The sequence below is a fragment of the Thalassotalea sp. PLHSN55 genome (genome assembly GCF_052030545.1).
In the GTDB taxonomy this organism is placed as follows: domain Bacteria; phylum Pseudomonadota; class Gammaproteobacteria; order Enterobacterales; family Alteromonadaceae; genus CANMXU01.
Genome location: NZ_JBPDIH010000001.1, coordinates 208840 through 232682, shown reverse-complemented (window position 1 = coordinate 232682; position 23843 = coordinate 208840). Strand labels below are relative to the sequence as shown.

Sequence of the window (23843 nt, the reverse complement as noted above, 5' to 3'; positions counted from 1 at the left end):
TTTGAAGTTTTGAAGTTTTGAAGTTTTGAAGTTTTGAAGTTTTGAAGTTTTGAAGTTTTGAAGTTTTGAAGTTTTGAAGTTTTGAAGCAGAATATGAAAAAGTGGTCGGTGATGCAAGATTCGAACTTGCGACCCCTTGGACCCAAACCAAGTGCGCTACCAAGCTGCGCTAATCACCGATACTATTTTTTGAACGTTCTTCTTTATTCTGGTAAATAAAAAAGATGGGGTGGCTAAAGGGACTTGAACCCTCGACAACCGGAATCACAATCCGGGGCTCTACCAACTGAGCTATAGCCACCATAGTTTGCATATAAATGCATGGCACGCCCTGTAGGATTCGAACCTACGACCCACGCCTTAGAAGGGCGTTGCTCTATCCAGCTGAGCTAAGGGCGCACATCACCTACAGAACACTTTATATTTTCAAGTCTAAACATACAAGTTAAACCCGTATAAGTAAACTCTCAAATTAAAAGTGGTCGGTGATGCAAGATTCGAACTTGCGACCCCTTGGACCCAAACCAAGTGCGCTACCAAGCTGCGCTAATCACCGACATTTTTGCTAAAAGCTTACTTGCTTTCAACGGGGGCGGATATTACCGACTTGCCTGATGCGCGTCAAACACTTTTTTAAAAAAAATATTCGTTCGCTCACTTTTACAGCAAACTGCTCAATTATCACCAGATATCTCCAAAAAATACCTATTATTCGTTATCAAATCGAGAAATAGATATTTATTCAAATATTACTTATAAAGATTTAATGTTAAACATATTCACATACATCTACACCTTATAGTGAATCTATGTCAAAATGTGTGCGTTTTTTATCTTCAATTTAAAGTGGTTATGACAGCAACATTAATAGATGGCAAACAAATTGCCGAACAACTTCGCCTTTCTGTAAAAGAAAAAGTATCGCAACGCTTAGCACAAGGGTTAAGAGCTCCTGGATTGGCAGTCATTTTAGTCGGTTCAGATCCAGCATCTGAAGTATACGTAGGCAGTAAACGCCGAGCTTGTGAAGAAGTCGGTTTTGTTTCTCGCTCATACGATTTACCAGCATCAACCTCTGAAGCTGAATTATTAGCGCTTGTTCATGAGTTAAATCATGATGATTCAATTGACGGTATTTTAGTGCAACTGCCTTTACCGGAAGGTTTAGATGCCAATCTAGTGATTGAGCATATCAACCCGAATAAAGATGTTGACGGTTTCCACCCATCAAATGTTGGTAAACTGGCGCTTCGTCAGCCGGGTTTACGTCCTTGTACACCTAAAGGCATTATGACCTTAATTGAATCAACTGGCGTAAAAACGCACGGATTAGACGCATTAGTCGTTGGCGCTTCAAATATTGTTGGTCGTCCAATGACGTTAGAGCTTTTATTAGCCGGTTGTACGATAACCACTACCCATCGCTTTACTAAAGACTTAGAAGGTAAAGTACGTGCAGCAGATTTAATAGTCGTTGCCGTTGGCAAGCCTGCATTTATTCCGGGTGACTGGATTAAGCCTGGCGCAATTGTCATCGATGTTGGCATTAACCGTTTAGATACGGGTAAATTAGTGGGAGATGTGGAGTTTGATGTTGCAAAAGATAAAGCGAGCTTTATTACTCCGGTACCTGGTGGCGTTGGCCCAATGACGGTTGCAAGCTTAATTGAAAATACCTTAATTGCCTGCGAGCAATTTGGCGCAAAATAACTGAGCTTTCAAATTCTCAGATAATATTGTAATAGATACGAAAAAGGGGCTAAGTGAAAACTTAGCCCCTTTTGTTTTTCTTAGTTTTTTATTGCTTATATCACTTGTTTATTTAACTTGCTGTTTAATTAAAACAAGCTAATAAAAAGCCGAGTGTGATTAACCTTTACGCCACGTGGTTTTGCCGGCGCTGTCTTCAAGAATAATATTCATTGCTTTAAGTTTATCACGCGCGTCATCTGCCATTGCCCAGTCTTTATTAGCGCGAGCATCGTTACGCTGCTTAATTAACGCTTCAATTTCGGCGACTTCGTCGTCACTGCCTTCACCTTGTAAAAAGGCTGCAGGATCTAACTGCAATAATCCTAGTAATGCACCTAAACCTTTTAAGGTTGACGCAAGTTCAATGATGTTGTCACGGTTTTCTTGTTTAGCAACATTAAGCTCTTTAGCAATTTCGAAAAATACCGATAACGCCAATGGCGTATTAAAGTCATCATCCATCGCTTTACAAAACTCAACCACGTACGGGTTTTGTTTATCAAGCTCGATAACCTCAGGTAAGTCTATATCACGTAAAGCAGTGTAAATACGCTCTAACGATGCCCTCGCCTGCTCTAAGTTATCAACCGAGTAGTTAAGCTGGCTACGATATTGACCTGAGGTTAAGAAAAAGCGCGTCGTTTCAGCGTCATACTTTGCCAACACTTCACGAATCGTGAAAAAATTATTCAGCGACTTTGACATTTTTTCTTGGTCAATTTGCACCATACCGGTATGCATCCAGTAATTAACATACGGCGTATCAAGGGCACAGCAACTTTGCGCGACTTCATTTTCATGATGAGGAAACTGCAAGTCTGAGCCACCGCCATGAATATCAAAATGATGACCAAGCTCTTTGGCGTTCATCGCTGAACATTCAATATGCCAGCCCGGACGACCTTCGCCCCAAGGAGAAGACCAACTTGGCTCTTCTGGCTTAGCTGATTTCCATAAAACAAAATCTAACGGATTCTTTTTACTTTCGTCAATATCAACGCGCGAGCCAGATTGCAATTGCTCTAGGTTTTGACCACTTAATTTGCCATATTGCTCGTAACTTGAAACATCAAATAAAACGTCACCGCTTGATGCGACATAAGCATGCTCTTTAGCCACTAAGGTTTCGATCATCGCAATAATTTCAGCCATATGCGTAGTTACACGTGGTTCAATATCTGGGCGCTTCATGTTTAAAGCATCAAAGTCTTGATGCATATCAGCAATAGTGCGCTCAGTTAATTGCTCAGGTAATTCATTGTTTTCAATGGCGCGCTTAATAATTTTATCGTCAACATCAGTAATGTTACGCACATAATTAACCTCATAACCTGAAAAGCGCAGGTAACGGTTAATGTTATCAAAACTAATATACGTACGTGCATGACCAATATGGCATAAGTCGTAAACAGTACAGCCACAAACATACAAACCTACTTTGCCCGCAGAAATTGGTTTAAAGACTTCTTTTTTCCGAGTTAAGGTATTGTAAATTTGTAACATAAGAGTGTTCATTTCCTGATAGTTAAGACGAAAAATCCCCTTGTGGGGATAATTTTTTGCAATTGTACCTGAACAATGCGCATGGGTCATTACGACGAATAGAAAAAATCACTTATCGTTTCATCTATTTTGTACCACAAGCGCAGGAGTTAAGTTACAATTTAGCGATTACAGACAAAATGACGAGAAAATATCATGATCCTTTTTAAAACAACCCTTGGCGATGTGAAAATTGAGTTAGATTTTGACAACGCACCTGTTACTGCAAAAAACTTTCAACAATACGTGGAAGACGGCTTTTACAACGGCACTGTTTTTCACCGTGTAATTAAAGGTTTTATGGTACAAGGCGGTGGTTTTGCACCAGGCTTAGATGAAAAAGAAACCCGTGCTAGCATTAAAAATGAAGCAAACAATGGTTTAAGCAACAAACGTGGTACGTTAGCCATGGCGCGTACTCAAGACCCTCATTCAGCGTCAGCACAGTTTTTCATTAACTTAGTTGATAATAACTTTTTAGACTTTCAAAACGAGTCGACTCAAGGTTGGGGTTACTGCGTATTTGGTGAAGTGGTTGAAGGTTTAGACATAGTTGACAAAATGGCGCTTGTTGATACTGGTCGTATGGGCTTCCATGACGATGTACCAAAAGATGAAATTTTAGTTGAGTCGGCTACTGTCGTTTAAATTTTTATGACTAATATCGCTTCTAAGTCAGTGACCTATTTTATCGCTGACTTACATTTAGCACCAAACAGGCCGGATATCACGGCCTGTTTTATATCTTTTCTTGAAAACCAAGCCCCTGATGCCGACAAGCTTTATATTTTAGGCGACTTGTTTGAAAGCTGGATTGGTGATGATGACGACAGCACATTTGTGATTGATATTGCAAATGCAATCAAAACCCTAAGCACAACTGGCACGCCTGTTTATTTCGTGCATGGTAATCGAGACTTTCTGCTCGGTAAGCGTTATGCGAAAAAATCTGGCATGGAATTACTACCTGAAATTTCAGAAATAGATTTATACGGGCAAAAAGCGGTAATTATGCATGGCGACACACTTTGTACTCGCGACGTGGCTTACCAAGCATTTCGCAAAAAATCGCGCAGCTGGTGGTGGCAAGCCATGATCAAAAGTTTGCCATTGTTTGTACGACGCAAAATTGCCGCTGATTATCGAAAACGCAGCGCATCAGCTACCGCGATGAAATCGCAAGATATTATGGATGTTACTGACGACGAAGTGATTTTATGCCTAGAACAATTTCAATCGCAGCTGCTAATTCATGGCCATACACACCGTCCGAACCGCCATGCCATTGAAGCCAATAATGCCGCAGCAGAGCGCATTGTATTGGGTGACTGGTACGAGCAAGGTGCTTGGCTAAAAGTAAGCCCCAATAGCATTGAGTTGTTAACTCAACCTTTTCAACAAAACTAAGTAACATCAGCTAAGTAACATTGACTAACTAACATCAACTAAGTTCCATGAATTTTCAATGGTAAAATTGGGAGCCTGTGCTCCCTTACATTTTGCCGTTCATCCCTATAACGTTATCAGATGAAATCAAACAAGCTTCTAAAAATAATTGTCGAATTTCAAGAAACTTACTAAGGTGTTTTAAATACAAACGCGTTAATTAAAGTCTCTCGTTACACTTGAATCAAAAAGAGCTTAAAAAAACCAATTTTAACATAATATTTACATTGTTTATCATCGCGCTTTGCTGTTAAAATAGGCGCATACAGCCATTTTAAATAAAAATAATAGCTAAGTATTCAAAGTTTTGGAACAAGGTAAATAATCGGTTTATCTATCTTTATCTTAGAATGCGTTTGGAGAACCTGATGGTTACTGATGATAACTTTCAACAAGCTACTCAATTATCTTTTAAAGCTCAGTCATTTTTAGAAAAAAGAGCTATTGCCCCAACTCCGATAAATTTCTCTGTACTTTATTTGTACTATTCACAACAAAATTCAGAGCTAAGCAGTGCTTTAGATAAAGCCATTAAAGACAGTACGCAAATTGATGCGTTTTTTCTTGAATCACTTTTTAGCGAATATATTTCAAACAGCAGTAGTCTAGAAAAAAATGTCTTAGCGCCTTTTGAAAGCACGTTAAAAATGACCCTTGCCAGCATTAATACACAAGTTGAAAACGAGCAAGAAGCATTATTTGACTTAGAAAAAGTTGATAAAGCACTCGCTAAAATGAGCCAGCATAAATCATTACATAGCGTAGTGAATTTTTTGGTGAAATCAGTTAACGACTCACAACAGCAACGCAAAGTATTAACGGATCAATTAAATAAAACTTCTGATGAAGTGAACAGCTTGCGTAACCAGCTTGAGCAATCAAAACAAGAAGCAAATATTGATACACTTACTGGGCTGTTTAATCGTCGAGGTTGCGAGCAGAAACTTAAAGAGCTTAAACTTACTGATGTTCATTCTTCTTTAATTATTGATATTGACCACTTTAAAAAGGTTAACGACAACTTCGGGCACTTTATCGGAGATAAAGTTATTCAACATGTCGCCAAGATTATTGAAAATAATATAGACAGCGAAGATATCGCTGTTCGCTACGGTGGTGAAGAGTTTTTAGTGGTGATGGCACATAAATCAATTGATAAAGCCCATTATTTTGCCGAAAAAATCCGCAATGCTGTTGGCAAACTAAAACTAGTTCAAAAACAAACAAGTACGTCTTTACCACCAATTTCAGTGTCTATTGGTGTTGCTGAATTAGAAGATGACAACGACTGGCTATCGCTGTTTAAGCGTTCTGATAAAGCACTTTATCGCGCAAAAAATTCAGGCCGAAATTGCTGCGTTCTTGCCGATAAAATAATGGCTTAATTTATACTTGGTAAGTTTTGAGATAATTCTTACCAAGTTAACTATTTTCAGCGCTTATACTAGTGCTGGCACTCCACTATGAAACTTAAAGTCGCTGTCGCTGGTCAATATTAATTCTGCTTCCCGTTCACCGAAAAACATAACCCTTTCAGAAATATCCTTGCCAGCGATTTGTTCAGCTAACGTTAAATAATCTTGATAATGACGCGCTTCAGAACGCAGCAAGGATACATAAAAGTCACCGAGCTTCTTATCGACATGAGGTGCAAGTTTGGCAAAACGTTCGCACGAACGAGCTTCGATATATGCACCTATAATTAACTTATCAATCATTGCATCAGGTTCAAAGGTTTTAACATGTCTCAGTAAGCCTTTGGCGTAACGACAAGGGGTAATACTTCTGTACTCAATGTCATAGTCATGCATCATTTCAAGTACTTGATAAAAGTGATGTAGCTCTTCCTTAATAAGTAAAACCATTTTATCGATAAGATCTTGGCCATAAGGCGAGTTAGATTTAGGAATAACTGACTTAGTTAACTTATTTTTATCAGGCAAGGTGCGCCAGTCCCCTTCTCGCTTATATATCAGCGTTTCAAAAGGCTTAAGCCATGCTAACAGCGCATCGCCGCTTTCTTTATCAACTGCATATTTACGTATTAAGAACATCGCCGATTGGGCGGCTTTTAATTCACAAATTAAATGATCGATTAATACGATATCTAAATTATCAGTTTTAGATGCTTCATCAAGCCAAGCTTGGGGTGTTTCGCACTTAAGAAATGACAGTATGGGTGATAATAATTGGTGAGTGGACATTAATACGCTATCTTCTTGGTAAACTTAGCTTTTCATAAATTTTAACATAGCAATATTATGAGTACGTTGATTATTTGCAACAAAACCTTATTAAGGTTGTGGCGACTTTAGCATTAGCCGTTTAGTTTTAGTAAAAGCACTGCTAATGTTATTTTTTTTCATTTTAAAAAACTGTTTAAAAACAATAAAGCCTGAGATACTAATTAGCTCAACTATTGATAAAAGAATTTTTATGAAAAAAAATGCTCCCGTTGATAAATTGCTCGACAAACATAAACAGCTCACCCACACCGAAGATATTAAAGTCACCTCACATGTACAACGTGAAGATAATGAATGGGTAATTAATACCATCATGCTTGAAGGTATTGATGTTGCGTTTAAATATAAACGAAAAAAGCAATATAAGTCGCTTACGGGGCAACGAGTCAATATTACCTATTATCCTACAGTTGAAACTGTGGCAGGGTTTGATATGGAAGTGATGAATATTATTAGAATTAAGGTTTGCTAGTATTTTGTATTAAAAAGCAAAATACACAACAAAATAAAAATAAAAATCAAATAGTTAACAAAATAAACAGTCGAAATAATTACAATTACTTAAATTTATTTGAATATTTTTTACACTATTTTGTCACTCAATGCTTGACGCAAGCTTCAACTTCTCTCATAAATAAACTATCGGCATATAAAAATAGTGCCGTAAATCAACAATAATAACTTAAATAACAAGCGCGATTTTATGTTTGGGATCAAGAGAGGACGATTATTATGATACTAAATCATATTTGGGGACTATATGCACACCCTAAAGAAGAGTGGCAAACCATCGAAAAACGTCACGAAAGTTTGGTTTACAGTTTAACGCATATATTAATAGTGGCTTTGATACCTGCTGTTTGTAGTTACTTTTCAGCAGCACATATCGGTTGGCAAATTGGCGCTGGAGAATTAATTAAACTCACGAATTCAAGCGCAATGATAATGGCAACTGCCATGTATATCGGCATTGTCGGCGGTGTTTTTGCATTAGCTGTTCTCATTCAGTGGATGGCAAAAACGTTTGACTCACAACCGGATTTCACACAATCACTTGAATTGGCCACATATACTGCAACACCTTTATTAATGGTTGGTATAACGGCATTATTTCCTGTTCTTTGGTTTGTCGCAATGGCCGGCTTAGCTGCACTAGTTTACTCTGTATACTTACTGTATTCAGGCGTACCTATTATGATGAACATTCCAGAAGAAAAAGGCTTTATTTACTCAAGCTCGGTGGTCACTTGTGGTCTCGTCATGTTAGTGTCACTCATGGCGGTAAGTGCAATTTTACTTGGTATGGGATTTGGTGCTGAGTATATTTCTTAATACGTAATCTAAAAAAACTAAAGGCGCCAAATGGCGCCTTTATTATTTGAATGTCGTTACATAAGCTACTGCTTATTCAGAACCTTCATTGTGCATATCAATAATCGAGTCAGCATTTTTATCGCCGCTCTCTTTAGTTTCGTTATTGCGAGCAGCATCTAACTTTTCTAAATAACTATTATCAATATCGTTGGTAATATATTGACCATTAAATACTGACGTTTCAAACGTTTTAATATCTGGGTTGCCTGTACGAACAGCCGCAATTAAATCATCAATGGTTTGGAATATTAATTTATCAGCGCCAATTAAGTCAGCAATATCGTCAAGCTCACGACCATGCGCAATTAGCTCATTTGCACTTGGCATATCAATTCCATATACATTCGGGAAACGAATTTCTGGGGCTGCAGAAGCAAAGTAAACTTTCTTAGCACCAGACGCTCTAGCCATGTCAATAATTTGCTCTGAGGTAGTACCGCGCACAATCGAGTCATCAACTAATAACACATTTTTGCCAGCAAACTCAGCGCTAATGGCATTAAGCTTTTGACGAACAGATTTCTTACGTTGCTCTTGGCCTGGCATAATAAACGTGCGACCAATATAACGATTTTTGACAAAGCCTTGGCGGTAAGGGATGTCTAAATGATTAGCAATTTGCAGCGCAATGTCGCATGAAGTTTCAGGAATTGGAATAACAACATCAATATCGATATCATCCCAATCAGCAGCGATTTTAGCCGCTAATTTATTTCCCATTTCTACACGAGAGGCGTATACCGACATGTTATCAATCGTTGAATCTGGGCGGGCAAAATAAACAAATTCAAAAATACATGGGCTGTATTTAGGATTTTCTGCACATTGATAACTATGCAATTGACCATCTTCAGTGAAGAAAATTGCTTCACCTGGGGCCACATCACGAACAAATTCAAAATCACAAGCATCAAGTGCTACAGATTCTGATGCCACCATGTACTCAACACCTTTTGCCGTTTCACGCTTACCAAAAACTAACGGGCGAATCCCATTTGGATCGCGAAACGCAACCATGCCATGACCAATAATTAACGCCACAGTCGCATAAGCGCCACGAACACGTTTGTGTAGGTTTTTTATCGCTTTAAATATGTCGTCTGGCGTTAGGTCTAAGCTATCTGTTGTTTGCAATTCATGCGCTAAAATATTCATCAATATTTCAGAGTCAGACGTTGTGTTTACATGACGTCTCGCTTCTTTATACAACCAATCTTTTAACTCTTCAGCATTGGTTAAGTTACCATTGTGAGCAAAAGAAATACCAAAAGGAGAGTTTGCATAAAAAGGTTGAGCTTCTGAAGAGCTTGAACTACCTGCTGTTGGGTAGCGAATATGGCCAATACCAATGTTACCCTGTAAACGCAGCATGTGACGCGTGTGAAAAACATCTTTCACAAGCCCATTTGCTTTACGCATTCTAAAAGTATTATCACTAATCGTAACAATACCTGCAGCGTCCTGCCCTCTATGTTGAAGCACAGTCAAACCATCATATAAATACTGGCTAACAGGCGAGTTACCAACAATGCCAACAATACCACACATGCAATTATTCTCCGGAGAATATTAAATTAAGTAAGAAAACTCGATGACTCTTTGAGGTATTCAAAAAACCACTCTACCACTACTGTAAATTCAGGTATTAACTGCGATGCTTGCCACCAAGAGCTTTGAGCCGCGGGAGTAAAAGCATCCATAAAAAACAGCAACGCGCTGATCACCAATACACCTCTTAATGCACCAAAGGCTAAGCCTAGCACACGATCAGTTCCAGACAGGCCTGTTTTACTAACCAATTGGCCAATAATATAGTTAACAAGCGCACCCAAAATTAATGTGGTTACAAAAAGAATAGTAATTGCCGCAGCATTACGCAGCAGTTGATCTGAAATATTAGTAAGAAAGCTGGCTAGGTTTACATAAAATGTACTGGCAACAAAAAATGCGCTGATCCATATAATTAACGATACTGCTTCTTTTACAAAGCCACGGATCAAACTAATTAATGTTGATATGCCAATGACTGCCAAAATGGCATAATCTATCCAAACCATAAATTGAATTTTCTCATTGATTAGAGGCGCGCATTCTATCAGATGCGGTTTTCGCTAGCAACTTAGCAACGCTTTCTATTATTTGTTTGTTACTTTGTTGGGTAAAATCGTGCCACTTTACCGTCAACATTAGTTAACGCTTTCAGTTTGGGTATCTTCTTCTCTAATGAGGATTTGATTAACTCAGGACCTACAAATACCTTAGTTAAGGTGCCATTTTTGGTTTTAATGGGCTTGGTAAACGCTGTATAACCGTTGCTTTTTAATTTGTTGACTAAAGTTTCAACATTCTTTTTATGTTTAAAACTTCCAAGTTGAATAACCCAAGCTTGGCTAGATACCGCTTTTTCAGGCAAGGTTTTTTTAGCGGTACTATTTGATGACGCGCTTTCTTGTTTACTTTTAGTTTTACTATCGTCAAACACTTCAGGTTTAGATACAGCGCTCACTTTCACTTTATCTGAGTTGTTATTTACCCTAGATTGAGTGTCATCTTCAGTATTGTTATTAGAGGAAGTGTTATCTACGTCAAGCGCGACTTCATCAACCACACTCTCTTGTTTGGCTAGAGAGTTGAGTTTTTCTTGAGGAAACGTTTTATTGTTAGTGCCCGTTTCAACAGCCGGCGCTTGCGGAATACTTTCAAATTCTGATTGATATGTTTTTTTCTCACCATCGAGAATATCTGGCAAAAATATAATAGCAACAGCGGCAACAATTACCGTACCAACAAGACGATTGTAAAAAGGGGTAGACAAAAGAAACTCCAAAAATAGTCAATTATAAGCCATTAATAAATATTGGCTTTAGCTTGGCTATGGTAACAATAAACGTCTGATTTCCGCAACGGTGAAAAACGAGCCAAAAACTAATACCAGTTCTTGTTCTTGAGTTTGTTCACAGGCCTGCTCAAAAGCTGCGCTAACACTGTCAAAACAAGCTAGCTTAGTCTCGTCAACGGCGAGTTTATTAGCTAAGGTGCAAGCTTGCGCCCCGCGAGGAACAGATAAGCTTGCTAAGTACCAATGATCAACTACATCGGTTAATGGTGCCAGCGTATTAGCAATATCTTTGTCAGATAACATGCCAACAACTGCTGATATTTTTTGATAACCTCTTTGCTTAAGATTAACCGCTAAATATCGGGCAGCATGTGGATTATGACCAACATCAAGCAAGATATGACAAGGCTGAGTAAATAATTCGGTGCGCCCAGCGACAGAAGTTGCCTGTATAAGTTGATTGACCTTTGGTTCATCTAAAGCAATTTTAAGTTCAAACAACACCGTAAGCGCGGTGGCAACATTAGCTTGTGGTATATTAGTCGGCAATAACTCTTTAAAATGACAATCTTGATAACGCCACTGCCACCTTGATTTTTCACTGATAAGGAAAAAGTCTTGCTCTCTAACTTTTACATCCGCGCCAATTTCTTTTCCATGAGCTAATACTGAATTAGGTATATCGTCATCACCAACAATGGCCAATTTTCCACCACGCATAATACCGGCTTTTTCATAGCCGATAGCGTCTCGGGTATCACCTAAGAAAGCTTGATGATCAAGATCGATACTTGTCAGTACCGCAATATCTGCATCTATCATATTAGTCGCATCTAAGCGCCCGCCTAAGCCTACTTCTAAAATAATGTAATCTGGCTTTTGTGCCATCAAAACAAGAAAAGCAGCTAGCGTGGTAAATTCATAATAGGTTAACGAAATATCAGCACGTGCAGCTTCTATTTGCTCAAACGCGTTGATAAAACTTTGGTCATCAACATCAATTTTATTCACTCTTAAGCGCTCGTTAAAGTGCTCAATATGAGGTGATGAATAGACCGCAACGTTTGCATTTTCTTTAAGTAATGCGTTTTCTAAAAACGCACAGGTAGTGCCCTTGCCATTAGTGCCGGCAACGGTAATAACTTTTGCAAATGAAAAATCGATATTAAGTTTTTGCGCAACTAACTTTATGCGCTCAAGGCCTAAATCGATTTCGATGCTATGAATAGATTCTAAATAAGAAAGCCACTCTGGCAGGCTTTTTCCCTGAGAGTGGCTTGAAAATGTTGAAGTCATGGAAGAGCTTAACTTAACTTAACTTAACTGATTAATCTTCAGAAGCGGTAACACTAGGCTGCGCTGTAAATTTAGCTAACATTCTTGCTAAGGTGTCACGCATTTCACGGCGATCAATAATCATATCGATTGCGCCTTTTTCTTTTAAGAATTCACTACGTTGGAAACCTTCAGGAAGTTTTTCACGTACTGTTTGCTCAATAACACGAGGGCCAGCAAAACCGATAAGTGCTTTTGGCTCAGCTACGTTAATATCACCAAGCATGGCTAAACTTGCCGAAACACCGCCCATCGTTGGGTCGGTTAATACTGACACATAAGGCAGGCCTTTTTCGCTCATTTTAGCTAATGCAGCACTGGTTTTTGCCATTTGCATCAATGAAAATAATGCTTCTTGCATACGTGCGCCGCCACTTGCTGAAAAACAAACAAATGGAAGGTTGTGCTCTAAACAGTATTCAACACCTTTCACAAAACGTGCACCAACAACAGAGGCCATTGAACCACCTAAGAATGAAAATTCAAACGCTGCTGCAACAATAGGCATACCGTAAAGTTCGCCTTTCATTACCACTAGCGCGTCTTTTTCACCGGTATTTTTTTGTGCCGCTGAAATTCTATCTTTATAGCGTTTAGAGTCTTTAAACTTTAATACATCTTGTGCTTCAAATTCTTCACCAAGTTCTTGACGGTTATTTACATCAAGAAAGCCTTCAATACGCTTACGTGCGGTAATGCGCATGTGGTGATCACATTTAGGACAAACCGACATTTGACGGTCAAGTTCAACTTTATAAAGTACTGCATTACACGCAGTACATTTGCTCCAGACACCTTCAGGAATATTGCGTTTCTGGGTTGACTTAGCTTTTGGGAGAATTTTTTCTATCCAGCTCATAAGAGTACTTTTGCCTTTGTAACGAATAATGGGTGACTATTTGATGAAAAAACGTTCACCAAGGTCAAATAGATTTATATAACCGCGAATTAAACCACAGTTTCACCTATATTTCACAGTAAAAACTGGTCTGTTTTGTAATAAACAATTTATTTATAGAAATAAAGGACCTAGATTCCTTTTAGGAATGTCGAAATGTTCAGGGTAGTCAACGTCAACAAAATACAAACCACCGCCTGCTGCCGTCATGCCGGCCATACATCGATTTTTGGCTTCTAGCACTTCTTTTATCCAATCAATGCTTTCTATTTCTTGCCCTACTCTCATCAAGCTGCCAGCAATATTTCTGACCATATGATGTAAAAACGCATTGGCTTTAATATCGATTACCAGATAATCGCCATAGCGAGTTACATTACAATGATGAATGGTTCGCACTGGGGAATGAGATTGACAGTGTACGGTTCGAAAAGACGTAAAATCATGCTTACCAACCAAGTGCTGAGCCGCTTGGTGCATTAACTTTTCATCTAACGGATAATGACAAAAGCTTAAACCTTTGTTTAAAATCGCGGTACGCAATGGATTGTTATAGATAATATAACGGTAATTACGAGCAGTTGCGCTAAAGCGTGCGTGAAAGTCTTCGTCCACTTGTTTTACCCAAGTTACGGCGACGTCGCTAGGTAAGTTGGTATTTACCCCAAGTGTCCAGGCAACATCTTTTCGCACTTTATCAGTATCGAAATGCACCACTTGATTAGTGGCGTTAACGCCTGTATCCGTTCTACCGGCACAAAATACCGCAATAGGTTCATCCGCTATTTTTGATAACGCTTTTTCCAATACTTCTTGAACGCTAATTACATTATTTTGACGTTGCCAGCCAAAATACTTTTCACCATCATATTCAATACCTAACGCATAACGCATGCACACCTCCACATTTCAGGCGGCGCATTATCAACTATTTTAAGTCTCGATGCTATTATTGAGCACATAACTTGAAAATTTTTAACAAAAAATGCCACTAAAATTGCAAACGTGTTTTTAAGCGTGTTGATGCTAGTTTATTTAAAAATGTCGTCTAACAGTTTTTGTGCTTGTACCTTTTGATCGTCATCGCCATTTTCAAGCACTTCTTTTAATATAATTTCTGCGTTTTCACCGTCGCCAATTTCTAAATAAACTTTTGCCAAATCTAACTTTTCGGCTAGCGCTTGTTCGTCTTCATCAGCATCTACCGCATCACCTGCAAATTCAGGGAACTCATCTAATCCGACATCGATGCTGCTTTTGTTATAAGGTTCAGTTTGTTCGGTTTCATCTAAGCTATCAGAGATTAAATCATCAACGGATACAAATTCATCTGGGTTTGACGGTAACGCTTCGTCGTCAGTATGCTCGTCAAATGAAGAAATTTCATCGCCAATGTCTAAATCATCACCAATATCGAGATCTTCAATAAACTCATTTGCCTCGTTAAGATCTTCAGTCTCATCGTTTTGGTTATTGTCTTCAATATTTGCCAGCAGTTCGTCAAAGTCGACATTATCTAATTCTTCAATATCATCTATTTCTGCACTGGCTTGTTCGTCAATGGGGTCAACTAACGTTTGCTCATCATCGTCAGCTAATAAGTCAGCTAATACGCTACTATCAGTAAAGTCAGGCGATAATTCTAACTCTTCAGGATCGATATCTTTTTCATCATTGAGCAATTGATTTAAAGTATCTTCGTCGAATTCATCATCTAAGGCTTCTAATAACTCATCTTGACTTAATTCATTGCTAGGTGACTCTTCTATGTCATCACCGATATCCAATGAGTCTAAAAGCTGCTCGTCACTTTGATGGTTCACTTCATCAATAAGAGCATCAATGTCTAAGTCATCACTCAGCTCATCCGTAAGTTCATCGTCAGCAATTGAGTCAGTTAAATTCTCTTCAACAATATCTTGCTCATCGCCACTTTCCATTGTATTGGCTTTTATGTCACTAAAGTCCATTGCCAAAAATGGCGCTACATATTCTTCACTTAAATCATCAATCAGCGCTTTATTTGGCGACTCGCTTTCTTTGGTTTTTGATTCTGGTACTGCATCAGCAGGTGGTTCAGCTTGTTTATCATCAACTAACGCTTCTGCTGCCGCAGTTGATATGACAGGGCTAGTCCCCATGCTATCGAGTAAGGCATCAATATCGTCAGGATCAGATAACTCAGTTTGGTTATCATCGCTAATATTAGTATCGTCTGCACTTGTTTCTGTCTGAACATCCATGCTATCGAGTAAGGCGTCGATATCATCAGGGTCGGTTAATTCAGCCGGTTCTTCAGGCGCTGGTGCAGCAGGTGCTGCCGCCATCGAATCCATTAATGCATCAATATCATCAGGGTCGGTTAATTCAGCCGATTCTTCAGGCGCTGGCGTTGCAGGTGCTGCCGCCATCGAATCCATCAAAGCATCAATATCGTCTGGGTCAGAAAGCTCTGTTTGGCTATCGTCACTGCTTGATTGTGCAGGAGCATCCATCGAATCTAATAACGCATCAATATCATCAGGATCGGTTAACTCTGCAGATTCTTCTGCCTCTGGCGTTGCAGGTGCTGCCGCCATTGAATCCATCAAAGCATCAATATCATCTGGGTCAGAAAGCTCTGTTTGGCTATCGTCACTGCTTGATTGCGCAGGAGCATCCATCGAATCTAATAATGCATCAATATCATCAGGGTCGGTTAATTCAGCCGGTTCTTCTGCCTCTGGTGTTGTTGGCGCTGCCGCCATTGAGTCCATCAAAGCGTCAATGTCGTCTGGATCTGAAAGCTCTGTTTGGCTATCGTCACTGCTTGATTGCGCAGGAGCATCCACCGAATCTAATAATGCATCAATATCATCAGGATCAGTTAATTCTGCAGACTCTTCGGGCTCAGGTGCAGCAGGTGCTGCCGCCATTGAGTCCATTAAGGCATCAATATCGTCTGGGTCGGTAACTTCTGATGACTCGTCGGCAATAATGCTTTCTATCTCATTGTCAAATTCAGGTGTATCATCATCGTCAGCTGATTCCTCGAGCAAGTCATCAAGTAAGTTTTGCTCTAGAACACCGCCGGCTAGCACATCATCATCTAGCTCTGGTTCATCATCGTTATCATCAACCAAGTCTGAAAGTAGTGAGTCCAAATCACCTTGGTCTAATTCGCCACCTTCTAAGAGCTCAACCGCTTCTTCTTCATCGATTGAAATATCATCGAGATCGTCTAAATCATCAAGTTCGTCAACATCATCGTCTAGATGAATAACATCTTCACTTGAGTCATCAAAGACGGCATCTTCATCTAAACCTTCAAGATCATCTAAATCATCAGAAAATAAATCATCGTCTTTGTTTTCTTCTGGCTCGTCTAACGCTAATTCATCATCAAGTGAAAGTTCATCGTCTAATGACAATTCATCATCAAGCGATAACTCTTCGTCTAAATTAAGCTCTTCATCTAACGATAACTCTTCATCTAATGATTTTTCTTTGCTCTCTTCTTTTTTAGCGGCTTGTTTTTTAGGTTCAAAATCCAATTCATCATCATCGTCTTTTGAATTACGACGTTTTAATAGCAAAGCGACAATGACTACAAGTAAGATACCAGGAATGGTAAAGAGCAGTACCAAAAACCAAGGTTGCGACATGATGTCTTGCTTGTCTAATTCAGCTTGCTGTTTTTCCAATAATAATTGCTGCTCACGAGCTTCTGCTTTCGCTAATAGCTCTTGTTGAAGCGCGATCATATCGTCCATTTGCAATTTAATTTCTTTGCCCTTAGCGACTTCTTGCTGCATTGAGCCAAGTTTGTCGTTAAAGTTTGATAGGCGTTGTCTAAGCTGCTCGTTCTCTTTTAATATCGCTTGTAAACCATCGATCGAGTCTAACACGTCATTTTGAATGGTTTTTAGACGCTCTTGTTGCGTTGTATCAAACGTTTGTAATTGGTCGTTAATTTCGGTTTTAGCAGCGTCTAAGTCTTTCTTTTTAACCACTTGCTCTTGCGGCTTTGGTGGTTCAACCTTGGCGACTTCTTTTTTAACTTTTTTCTGCCACGAGGAGTCATCTTGACGAGATTTTTGTCGAGACGCTTGCGGGCTAATTTTTCGAAACTGTTCAATTTCTGGAATCTTTAAATATTGACCTTCAACCAAATGGTTAAAATTTTGCTCTTTAAATGCTTGCGGATTGGCTTCATACAGCGCCTGCATAACTTGGTACACAGTTAAACTTGGTTCAGGGCGAACCGTTAGCGCAATTTTCCACAATGTATCGCTTGATGTGATCGGGCCATATTGTTGGTACGGAAAGACATCGCTCGACTTAGGTCCTCGAATACGAATCCCCTCTTCTTCTGCACTTAATACTGGCAAATGAAAAGAAGCAATGCTGATGAAAATAACCTGCCACAGGCACAGGCGTATGTATCTTTGCATTTAAGCTATCCTAATTATTATTCTCTATACGTCAATTGCTTGACATTTCCGCGACCAAAAAATCTAAAGCAAACTCTATACCAGTTAAGTTTAAGCTTTGATTAATTGTTAACATAGCATTATTCAATGCTGCTGTGGATACGATTTTAGTGTTTCTAGATAAAAATCAGAAACTAGTCATTCATATTAACGACTAATTCCTGATTTTCTTTAGGAAATCCTACCTGAAAATTTGGTTAGGATCGATTAAGAAAGGTGTTCTTTAACTAATAATTCGGCAATTTGGATGCTGTTTGTTGCCGCGCCCTTACGAATATTGTCCGCAACGATCCACAAATTAATGCCATTTGGGTGGCTGATGTCTTCACGAATACGACCAACATACGTTGCGTCTTGTCCGCTAGCTTCGCCAATTTGTGTAGGGAATTCTTCGTCGTTTTCACACAGTACAACACCTTCAGCATCGTTCATCAATGCTTTAACTTCATCCACTGAAATTTGGCTACGTGTTTCAATATGAAGTGCTTCCGCATGGCCAAAGAAAACAGGTACACGCACAGCAGTAGGGTTAACCAGTACATTTTCGTCACCAAAAATTTTCTTAGTTTCCCATACCATTTTCATTTCTTCTTTGGTGTAACCATTGTCAAGAAATACGTCGATTTGTGGAATAACATTAAAGGCGATTTGACGAGAAAAGTTTTTACTTTCAACCGGCTTGCCGCTTAATAAATCAGCTGTTTGTTTAGCTAATTCATCCATAGATTCTTTACCGCCACCAGACACTGACTGATAAGTACAAACGTTAATACGATCAATACCTACCGCATCTTGAATTGGTTTTAATGCTACTAACATTTGAATTGTTGAACAGTTAGGGTTAGCAATAATGTTGCGGTTACGGTATTCCGCTAATGCTTGTGGGTTTACTTCTGGCACAACTAACGGTACATCGGCTTCGTAACGAAACTCTGACGTATTATCAATTACTATACAACCAGCTTCACCAGCAATAGGCGCAAATTTAGCTGAAATAGAACCACCCGCTGAGAAAAAGCCAATTTGTGCTTGGCTAAAGTCAAAGTGATCTGCATCTAAAACTTCAATGCTTTCACCGTTAAATTCAACAAACTCACCAGCAGAGCGGGCACTCGCTAATGGGTAAAGTTTATTTACGGGGAAATCACGTTGTTCTAAGATTTCCATAATTGTTTTGCCAACTAACCCGGTTGCACCAAGTACGCAAACATCAAATTTCTGTGCCATGCCCCTCTCTCTCTTTCTTATTTAGATGGATTGCTAAAGCCAAGTCGATGTGGCACATCGTTTTTGGCCTGATTAGTCAAGGTAACATTAACCGCGGAAAACTCCCTGCGAGTTGGATAGGTTTTACGAATGGTATCGAAACCCTGACTTGATAACTGTTGACGAAATATGGCGTCGTCTCGCCTTACATCGTAAACCATTTTCACTAACTGGTTTAGTAGTATTTGATCAAATTCTTGCTTTATTTCAACTTTATCGATAGTTGCACTTGGCAATAGTGCTGAAAGCGATAATTTAGCCGGAATTCCTAACTGTTGACATAATGCCTGATAGAGCATTTCTGTGCCACGAGCTTTTCCTTCTAAGCTATAACCAGCAATGTGTGCAGTGGCAATATCAACATGCTCAATCAGTGGTGTTAATACCTTAGGCTCGCCTTCCCAAACATCCAGTACCAACTTTAACTGATGGCCTTGTTCTTTAAGTGCTAACAAGGCTTGATTATCAATGACTTCACCGCGACAGGCAGTGATCAAAATTTGTTCATCGGTTAAGCTTGCTAAATTGTTAGCATTTAATAAATGGTAAGTGGCGTTTTCTTGCGTACGTGTTAATGGTACATGCAGCGAAATAACATCACATTTTAATACCTGCTCTAAACTGACAAAGTCGCGACTATCTTCGCCACTTTGTTCAAGCACCGGATCGCATAGCTTATATTGAATACCTAAGGCGGTAAGTTTTTCACTTAAACGCGTGCCAGTATTACCTGCGCCCACAATACCAACCGTTAATGACGACAAATCCAGTAAATACCGTTCAGCTAATACCACGAGCGCACTAATAACATATTCAGCAACAGAAATTGCATTACAACCTGGCGCTGAAAAAAATGGCACGTTACGGCTTGCCAAATACGTTTGGTCAATATGGTCAACGCCAATTGTTGCGGTACCGACAAACTTGAGCTGCTTGTTTTCAGATAAAAGCGCTTGGTTAACCTTGGTAATTGAACGTACCAATAGCACATCTGCATCGGCAACTTGCTCAGCTGTTAAATCGCGACCAGAAAATGATTGTAATTGCCCCAGTTCGCCAAAAAATTCTGCAGCAAACGGCATATTTTCGTCGTAATAAATTTTCATAAAAGCATTAAATCAGGAGAATTGACGCTATTGTAGCGAATTTTTGCCAAGTTTCGTGTAATTATTTTACTTTTGGCCATAAAAAAACCACTTATGAAAGTGGTTTTTTTTAACAAGCTGACATGTTCAGCTTATTTATATTTTTTCATCACTAACGTTGCGTTAGTACCGCCAAAACCAAAGCTGTTTGACATTACTAAATCTATCTCAGCATCACGTTTTTCAGTGACAATATCTAAACCTTGTGCTTGTTCATCTAAGTTTTCAATATTGATAGATGGCGCAACAAAGTTGTTTTCCATCATCAGTAATGAATAGATAGCTTCATGTACACCAGCTGCACCTAATGCATGACCTGTCATCGCTTTAGTTGCGCTAATTGCTGGTGAATCATTGCCGAATACTTCTTGAATAGCGCCAAGCTCTTTAACATCACCAACTGGCGTTGATGTACCGTGTGTATTTAAGTAATCAACTTTACCTTCAACACCTTCCATTGCTTGTTGCATACAACGAACTGCGCCTTCACCACTTGGTGCTACCATGTCGTAACCATCAGAGGTTGCGCCGTAACCAACAATTTCAGCATAGATATGAGCGCCACGTGCTAATGCATGTTCTAACTCTTCAACTACTAGCATACCGCCACCGCCAGAGATCACAAAACCGTCACGGTCTGCATCATAAGTACGTGAAGCTTGTTCAGGTGTTTCATTGTATTTAGAAGATAATGCGCCCATGCCGTCAAACATCATCGCTAATGACCAATCTAGTTCTTCACCGCCACCGGCAAATACGATGTCTTGCTTGCCTAATTGAATAAGCTCTGCCGCATGACCAATACAGTGAGCACTGGTTGCACACGCTGAACTCATTGAGTAGTTAACACCTTTAATTTTAAATGGTGTTGCAAGACACGCCGAACACGTGCTCGACATAGTTTTTGGCACTGCATAAGGACCTACACGTTTAACGCCTTTTTCACGTAACGTATCAGCAGAAGTAACAACATTATAAGAAGATGCGCCACCAGAGCCGGCAACAATACCGGTACGGAAGTTTGATACTTGTTCTTCAGTTAATTTAGCATCGTCAATTGCTTGTTGCATGGCGATATAAGAATAACCTGCAGCATCGCCCATAAAACGAAGTGCTTTACGATCGATATGATCTTTGATGTTGATATCGGGCATGCCCCAAACTTGGCTACGTAAGCCTTTTTCTTCGAAGCTTTCTGCTTTTGAAATACCTGAACGGCCTTCCTGTAATGAAGCTAAAACTTCTTCAGCATTGTTACCAATACTCGATACAATTCCTAATCCGGTGATCACTACACGTTTCATTTATATAACCATAATAAAATTAAAAAATCGGGCGTATAATAACGACTTTTGCCCCCTAAACTGGTCTATCCAGTGTACACTTGTACGCTGATTTCCGCAAACCTATGACATTTAGGATAAAAAAGCGTAAAATTCTTTCGCCCACGACATGGGCGACAAGTTTAAACTATATAAGTGAAAGAATACATTGTGGCTGATCAAACTCCCATTATTTTTCAAGCAGATGGCTCGCCCTTCTCGCAGCAATTTAACGATATCTACTTTGATAGCCACAGTGGTTACGCACAAAGCGAGTCAGTTTTCATCAAAGGCAATAAATTAAAGCAACGCCTTGAAAAGCTTAGCCCAAACGATAATCTCACCATCGCAGAAACCGGCTTTGGCAGTGGATTAAACTTCCTATTAACGCTAAAAGTTTACCTTGAGGTATTTACTGAAAAACCTACGCAGCAATGGCCAAGCTTATGCTTTATCAGCACTGAAAAATTTCCGATGAGCAAAGTAGATTTAGCTAAGTCTTTGGAAGTATTACCAGAATTAGCAAGACTTGCCCGTCTACTCATCAGCGAATACCCAAAAAGTTGTGATGAAAACAACTCATTACACTTTTTTGAGCAAAAAGTGACGTTACGGCTGCTTTTTGATGATTCAACTCAAGCACTTTCCCAGCTAAAAGTTGGTAAACAAGGTTTAGTTGATGTTTGGTTTCTTGATGGTTTTTCGCCAGCACGCAACCCAGAGATGTGGAGTTTGCCCTTATTTGAACAAATTGCCCGCTTAAGTAAGCCACAAGCCAGTTTAAGCACGTTTACTGTCGCCGGTTTTGTTAAACGACAATTGCAGCAAGTCGGCTTTCGGGTGGAAAGAAAAGGCGCAGACGGTAAGAAAAAAGAAATGACCTGCGGCCTTTATCAAGCACCAAAGCAATCAGGTAAAGGCTATCAGCAAAGGCCATTAATTACAAAACCCCAGCATGTTAGCATTATTGGTGGCGGCATTGCTTCAGCTTGCGCCGCATATGTTTTGACGCAAAAAGGCATCAAGGTCACGTTATATTGCAAAGACTTTTCAGTCGCGCAAGGCGCGTCGAGCAATGCTATTGGCGCGCTGTATCCGTTATTACATCAAAAGGCCGATGATATTAGCCTTTTTTATGAACAAGCCTTTTGGCGGGCAAAACAGCTTTATCAATCACTTGACGAACAAGGCTTTAACTATGCGCACCAGTGGTGTGGTTTGTTAGACATCGCCTATAAAGAGGCCATAGGTAAACGTCATCAACAATTTAGCGAGCTAAATACTTGGCCGCATAATTTAATTCATCAAATATCTGCCGAGCAAGCCTCAAAGGTTGCCAATATATCACTAAACCATGGCGGTTTATTTATGCCGCATGCGGGATGGATCGCACCACAAGAGTTGGTAAAAGCACTTTTTAGTGGCGCAGAAAAAACAGGGCGATTACGCATTGAAACCGGCATCAAGATTAAAAGCGTCACTCAAGTGAGTAAAAAAGCTAACGTCAGAGACGCTTGGCAATTACATACTGATAAAGGTGACTTTCTTGCCAGTGTGCTAATTTTAGCCGGTGGCGCAGAATCAATTCCTTTTGATTATATTAATGAATTGCCGCTAACATCTGTGCGCGGACAAGTCACGTCAATGAAAACCAACGACGATATCGGCAAGCTCAATACCGTCATTTGCCATAAAGGTTATTTAACCCCGCAGTATCAAAACCAACACTGCATTGGCGCAACATTTGAGAAAAATAGTTTTGATACAAATGCCACAAAAGCAGATGATGAATTTAATTTGACTATGTTAAATAAGTGCTTGCCTGACTTAGTGAGTTGGGATGAAAACGATATAAGCCGCGCCAAAGCCCGTTTACGCTGCATGACGCCAGATCACTTACCTATGGTGGGGGCAATGCCAGATATTGAAGCACATAAAGCAATGTACCCACATTTAGCTAAAGATAAAAATTGGCGGTATCACGAACAAGCACCGGTAATTAATAATCTCTATGTGATGACAGGTTTTGGCGCCCGAGGCTTTTGCTCGGCGCCATTAGCGGCAGATATTCTCGCTGCTGATTTATGCGGCACGCCTTATCCTGTAGATAACAATATGCTGTTTAACCTAGCGCCTAATCGCTTTATCGTACGTGATATTATCAGACGAAAGTTTGAATAAAACCAAGACTCAGCGACAAGTTTCA

19 protein-coding genes and 4 tRNA genes are annotated in these 23843 nt (G+C 39.6%); 7 read left to right on the top strand and 16 right to left on the bottom strand.

The genetic code is table 11. The features are described from left to right. Positions 1–102: 102 nt before the first annotated feature. The 4 genes from ACRRSQ_RS01175 to ACRRSQ_RS01160 all read right to left on the bottom strand — a co-directional run bounded on the left by ACRRSQ_RS01175 (position 103) and on the right by ACRRSQ_RS01160 (position 556). Positions 103–179 (bottom strand) — tRNA-Pro (locus ACRRSQ_RS01175). A 46-nt stretch (positions 180–225) separates the two neighbouring features. Further along, a tRNA-His gene (locus tag ACRRSQ_RS01170) sits at positions 226–301 on the bottom strand. Between the two features lie 21 nt (positions 302–322). After that, positions 323–399: transfer RNA gene (locus ACRRSQ_RS01165), tRNA-Arg, on the bottom strand. Between the two features lie 80 nt (positions 400–479). Then, a tRNA-Pro gene (locus ACRRSQ_RS01160) sits at positions 480–556 on the bottom strand. A 296-nt stretch (positions 557–852) separates the two neighbouring features. Here ACRRSQ_RS01160 and folD point away from each other — a divergent pair. Continuing rightward, positions 853–1710: a bifunctional methylenetetrahydrofolate dehydrogenase/methenyltetrahydrofolate cyclohydrolase FolD gene (folD, locus tag ACRRSQ_RS01155; protein ID WP_440873852.1), complete on the top strand. Its 858-nt coding sequence runs from the start codon at positions 853–855 to the stop codon at positions 1708–1710. A gap of 159 nt (positions 1711–1869) precedes the next feature. Here the strand turns inward: folD and cysS are convergent, their stop codons facing one another. Then, complete coding sequence (gene cysS / locus ACRRSQ_RS01150; protein WP_440873851.1) at positions 1870–3255, bottom strand: cysteine--tRNA ligase; 1386 nt, start codon at positions 3253–3255, stop codon at positions 1870–1872. Positions 3256–3450: 195 nt separating this feature from the next. Between cysS and ACRRSQ_RS01145 the strand changes: the two genes are divergently transcribed. The 3 genes from ACRRSQ_RS01145 (at position 3451) to ACRRSQ_RS01135 (ending at position 6125) form a co-directional block, all read left to right on the top strand. Continuing rightward, entirely contained in the window at positions 3451–3942 is a 492-nt protein-coding gene (locus ACRRSQ_RS01145) for a peptidylprolyl isomerase (RefSeq protein WP_440873850.1), read from the top strand. Positions 3943–3948: 6 nt separating this feature from the next. Continuing rightward, on the top strand, positions 3949–4701 hold the full coding sequence (gene lpxH / locus ACRRSQ_RS01140; protein WP_440873849.1) for a UDP-2,3-diacylglucosamine diphosphatase: 753 nt from the start codon (positions 3949–3951) through the stop codon (positions 4699–4701). A gap of 407 nt (positions 4702–5108) precedes the next feature. Beyond that, the gene (locus ACRRSQ_RS01135) at positions 5109–6125 is read left to right on the top strand and encodes a diguanylate cyclase (RefSeq protein WP_440873848.1); all 1017 of its coding nucleotides are present in this window, start codon (positions 5109–5111) and stop codon (positions 6123–6125) included. 54 nt (positions 6126–6179) lie between these two features. On the opposite strand, the gene miaE is transcribed toward ACRRSQ_RS01135, so the two are convergent. After that, entirely contained in the window at positions 6180–6944 is a 765-nt protein-coding gene (miaE, locus tag ACRRSQ_RS01130; RefSeq protein ID WP_440873847.1) for a tRNA isopentenyl-2-thiomethyl-A-37 hydroxylase MiaE, read from the bottom strand. Between the two features lie 232 nt (positions 6945–7176). Here miaE and ACRRSQ_RS01125 point away from each other — a divergent pair, with 232 nt between their 5' ends. Then, positions 7177–7458: a hypothetical protein gene (locus tag ACRRSQ_RS01125; protein WP_440873846.1), complete on the top strand. Its 282-nt coding sequence runs from the start codon at positions 7177–7179 to the stop codon at positions 7456–7458. Positions 7459–7718: 260 nt separating this feature from the next. After that, positions 7719–8318 carry a Yip1 family protein gene (locus tag ACRRSQ_RS01120; RefSeq protein ID WP_440873845.1) on the top strand — a complete coding sequence of 200 codons (600 nt, stop codon included), beginning with the start codon at positions 7719–7721 and terminating at the stop codon, positions 8316–8318. Between the two features lie 72 nt (positions 8319–8390). Here the strand turns inward: ACRRSQ_RS01120 and purF are convergent, their stop codons facing one another. From purF to fabB, 10 genes are all read right to left on the bottom strand, one after another. Beyond that, complete coding sequence (gene purF, locus ACRRSQ_RS01115; protein ID WP_440873844.1) at positions 8391–9908, bottom strand: amidophosphoribosyltransferase; 1518 nt, start codon at positions 9906–9908, stop codon at positions 8391–8393. A gap of 26 nt (positions 9909–9934) precedes the next feature. Next, positions 9935–10417, bottom strand: a complete 483-nt coding sequence (locus ACRRSQ_RS01110) for a CvpA family protein (protein ID WP_440873843.1) — start codon at positions 10415–10417, stop codon at positions 9935–9937. Positions 10418–10506: 89 nt separating this feature from the next. After that, the gene (locus tag ACRRSQ_RS01105; RefSeq protein ID WP_440873842.1) at positions 10507–11175 is read right to left on the bottom strand and encodes an SPOR domain-containing protein; all 669 of its coding nucleotides are present in this window, start codon (positions 11173–11175) and stop codon (positions 10507–10509) included. A gap of 57 nt (positions 11176–11232) precedes the next feature. Continuing rightward, a complete protein-coding gene (gene folC / locus ACRRSQ_RS01100; protein ID WP_440873841.1) occupies positions 11233–12495 on the bottom strand; it encodes a bifunctional tetrahydrofolate synthase/dihydrofolate synthase in 1263 nt (420 codons plus the stop codon). Positions 12496–12526: 31 nt separating this feature from the next. Beyond that, the gene (gene accD, locus ACRRSQ_RS01095; protein ID WP_440873840.1) at positions 12527–13393 is read right to left on the bottom strand and encodes an acetyl-CoA carboxylase, carboxyltransferase subunit beta; all 867 of its coding nucleotides are present in this window, start codon (positions 13391–13393) and stop codon (positions 12527–12529) included. 153 nt (positions 13394–13546) lie between these two features. Then, a complete protein-coding gene (gene truA / locus ACRRSQ_RS01090) occupies positions 13547–14326 on the bottom strand; it encodes a tRNA pseudouridine(38-40) synthase TruA (protein WP_440873839.1) in 780 nt (259 codons plus the stop codon). A gap of 137 nt (positions 14327–14463) precedes the next feature. Then, the gene (locus tag ACRRSQ_RS01085) at positions 14464–17865 is read right to left on the bottom strand and encodes a FimV/HubP family polar landmark protein (RefSeq protein ID WP_440873838.1); all 3402 of its coding nucleotides are present in this window, start codon (positions 17863–17865) and stop codon (positions 14464–14466) included. Positions 17866–18111: 246 nt separating this feature from the next. Next, positions 18112–19131, bottom strand: a complete 1020-nt coding sequence (locus tag ACRRSQ_RS01080; protein ID WP_440873837.1) for an aspartate-semialdehyde dehydrogenase — start codon at positions 19129–19131, stop codon at positions 18112–18114. A gap of 17 nt (positions 19132–19148) precedes the next feature. After that, on the bottom strand, positions 19149–20276 hold the full coding sequence (locus ACRRSQ_RS01075; RefSeq protein WP_440873836.1) for a 4-phosphoerythronate dehydrogenase: 1128 nt from the start codon (positions 20274–20276) through the stop codon (positions 19149–19151). A 131-nt stretch (positions 20277–20407) separates the two neighbouring features. Next, positions 20408–21619: a beta-ketoacyl-ACP synthase I gene (fabB, locus tag ACRRSQ_RS01070; protein WP_440873835.1), complete on the bottom strand. Its 1212-nt coding sequence runs from the start codon at positions 21617–21619 to the stop codon at positions 20408–20410. A 189-nt stretch (positions 21620–21808) separates the two neighbouring features. Between fabB and mnmC the strand changes: the two genes are divergently transcribed. After that, positions 21809–23818, top strand: a complete 2010-nt coding sequence (gene mnmC, locus ACRRSQ_RS01065) for a bifunctional tRNA (5-methylaminomethyl-2-thiouridine)(34)-methyltransferase MnmD/FAD-dependent 5-carboxymethylaminomethyl-2-thiouridine(34) oxidoreductase MnmC (protein WP_440873834.1) — start codon at positions 21809–21811, stop codon at positions 23816–23818. Positions 23819–23843: the final 25 nt, after the last annotated feature.

What these genes read in the sequence shown, in the direction of transcription:
- accD (WP_440873840.1), bottom strand. Translation starts at nt 13,393, where the DNA reads ATGAGCTGGATAGAAAAAATTCTCCCAAAAGCTAAGTCAACCCAGAAA.
- ACRRSQ_RS01135 (WP_440873848.1), top strand. Translation starts at nt 5,109, where the DNA reads ATGGTTACTGATGATAACTTTCAACAAGCTACTCAATTATCTTTTAAA.
- ACRRSQ_RS01085 (WP_440873838.1), bottom strand. Translation starts at nt 17,865, where the DNA reads ATGCAAAGATACATACGCCTGTGCCTGTGGCAGGTTATTTTCATCAGC.
- folC (WP_440873841.1), bottom strand. Translation starts at nt 12,495, where the DNA reads ATGACTTCAACATTTTCAAGCCACTCTCAGGGAAAAAGCCTGCCAGAG.
- miaE (WP_440873847.1), bottom strand. Translation starts at nt 6,944, where the DNA reads ATGTCCACTCACCAATTATTATCACCCATACTGTCATTTCTTAAGTGC.
- ACRRSQ_RS01080 (WP_440873837.1), bottom strand. Translation starts at nt 19,131, where the DNA reads ATGGCACAGAAATTTGATGTTTGCGTACTTGGTGCAACCGGGTTAGTT.
- ACRRSQ_RS01125 (WP_440873846.1), top strand. Translation starts at nt 7,177, where the DNA reads ATGAAAAAAAATGCTCCCGTTGATAAATTGCTCGACAAACATAAACAG.
- ACRRSQ_RS01120 (WP_440873845.1), top strand. Translation starts at nt 7,719, where the DNA reads ATGATACTAAATCATATTTGGGGACTATATGCACACCCTAAAGAAGAG.
- fabB (WP_440873835.1), bottom strand. Translation starts at nt 21,619, where the DNA reads ATGAAACGTGTAGTGATCACCGGATTAGGAATTGTATCGAGTATTGGT.
- lpxH (WP_440873849.1), top strand. Translation starts at nt 3,949, where the DNA reads ATGACTAATATCGCTTCTAAGTCAGTGACCTATTTTATCGCTGACTTA.
- truA (WP_440873839.1), bottom strand. Translation starts at nt 14,326, where the DNA reads ATGCGTTATGCGTTAGGTATTGAATATGATGGTGAAAAGTATTTTGGC.
- cysS (WP_440873851.1), bottom strand. Translation starts at nt 3,255, where the DNA reads ATGTTACAAATTTACAATACCTTAACTCGGAAAAAAGAAGTCTTTAAA.
- purF (WP_440873844.1), bottom strand. Translation starts at nt 9,908, where the DNA reads ATGTGTGGTATTGTTGGCATTGTTGGTAACTCGCCTGTTAGCCAGTAT.
- folD (WP_440873852.1), top strand. Translation starts at nt 853, where the DNA reads ATGACAGCAACATTAATAGATGGCAAACAAATTGCCGAACAACTTCGC.
- ACRRSQ_RS01075 (WP_440873836.1), bottom strand. Translation starts at nt 20,276, where the DNA reads ATGAAAATTTATTACGACGAAAATATGCCGTTTGCTGCAGAATTTTTT.
- ACRRSQ_RS01110 (WP_440873843.1), bottom strand. Translation starts at nt 10,417, where the DNA reads ATGGTTTGGATAGATTATGCCATTTTGGCAGTCATTGGCATATCAACA.
- ACRRSQ_RS01145 (WP_440873850.1), top strand. Translation starts at nt 3,451, where the DNA reads ATGATCCTTTTTAAAACAACCCTTGGCGATGTGAAAATTGAGTTAGAT.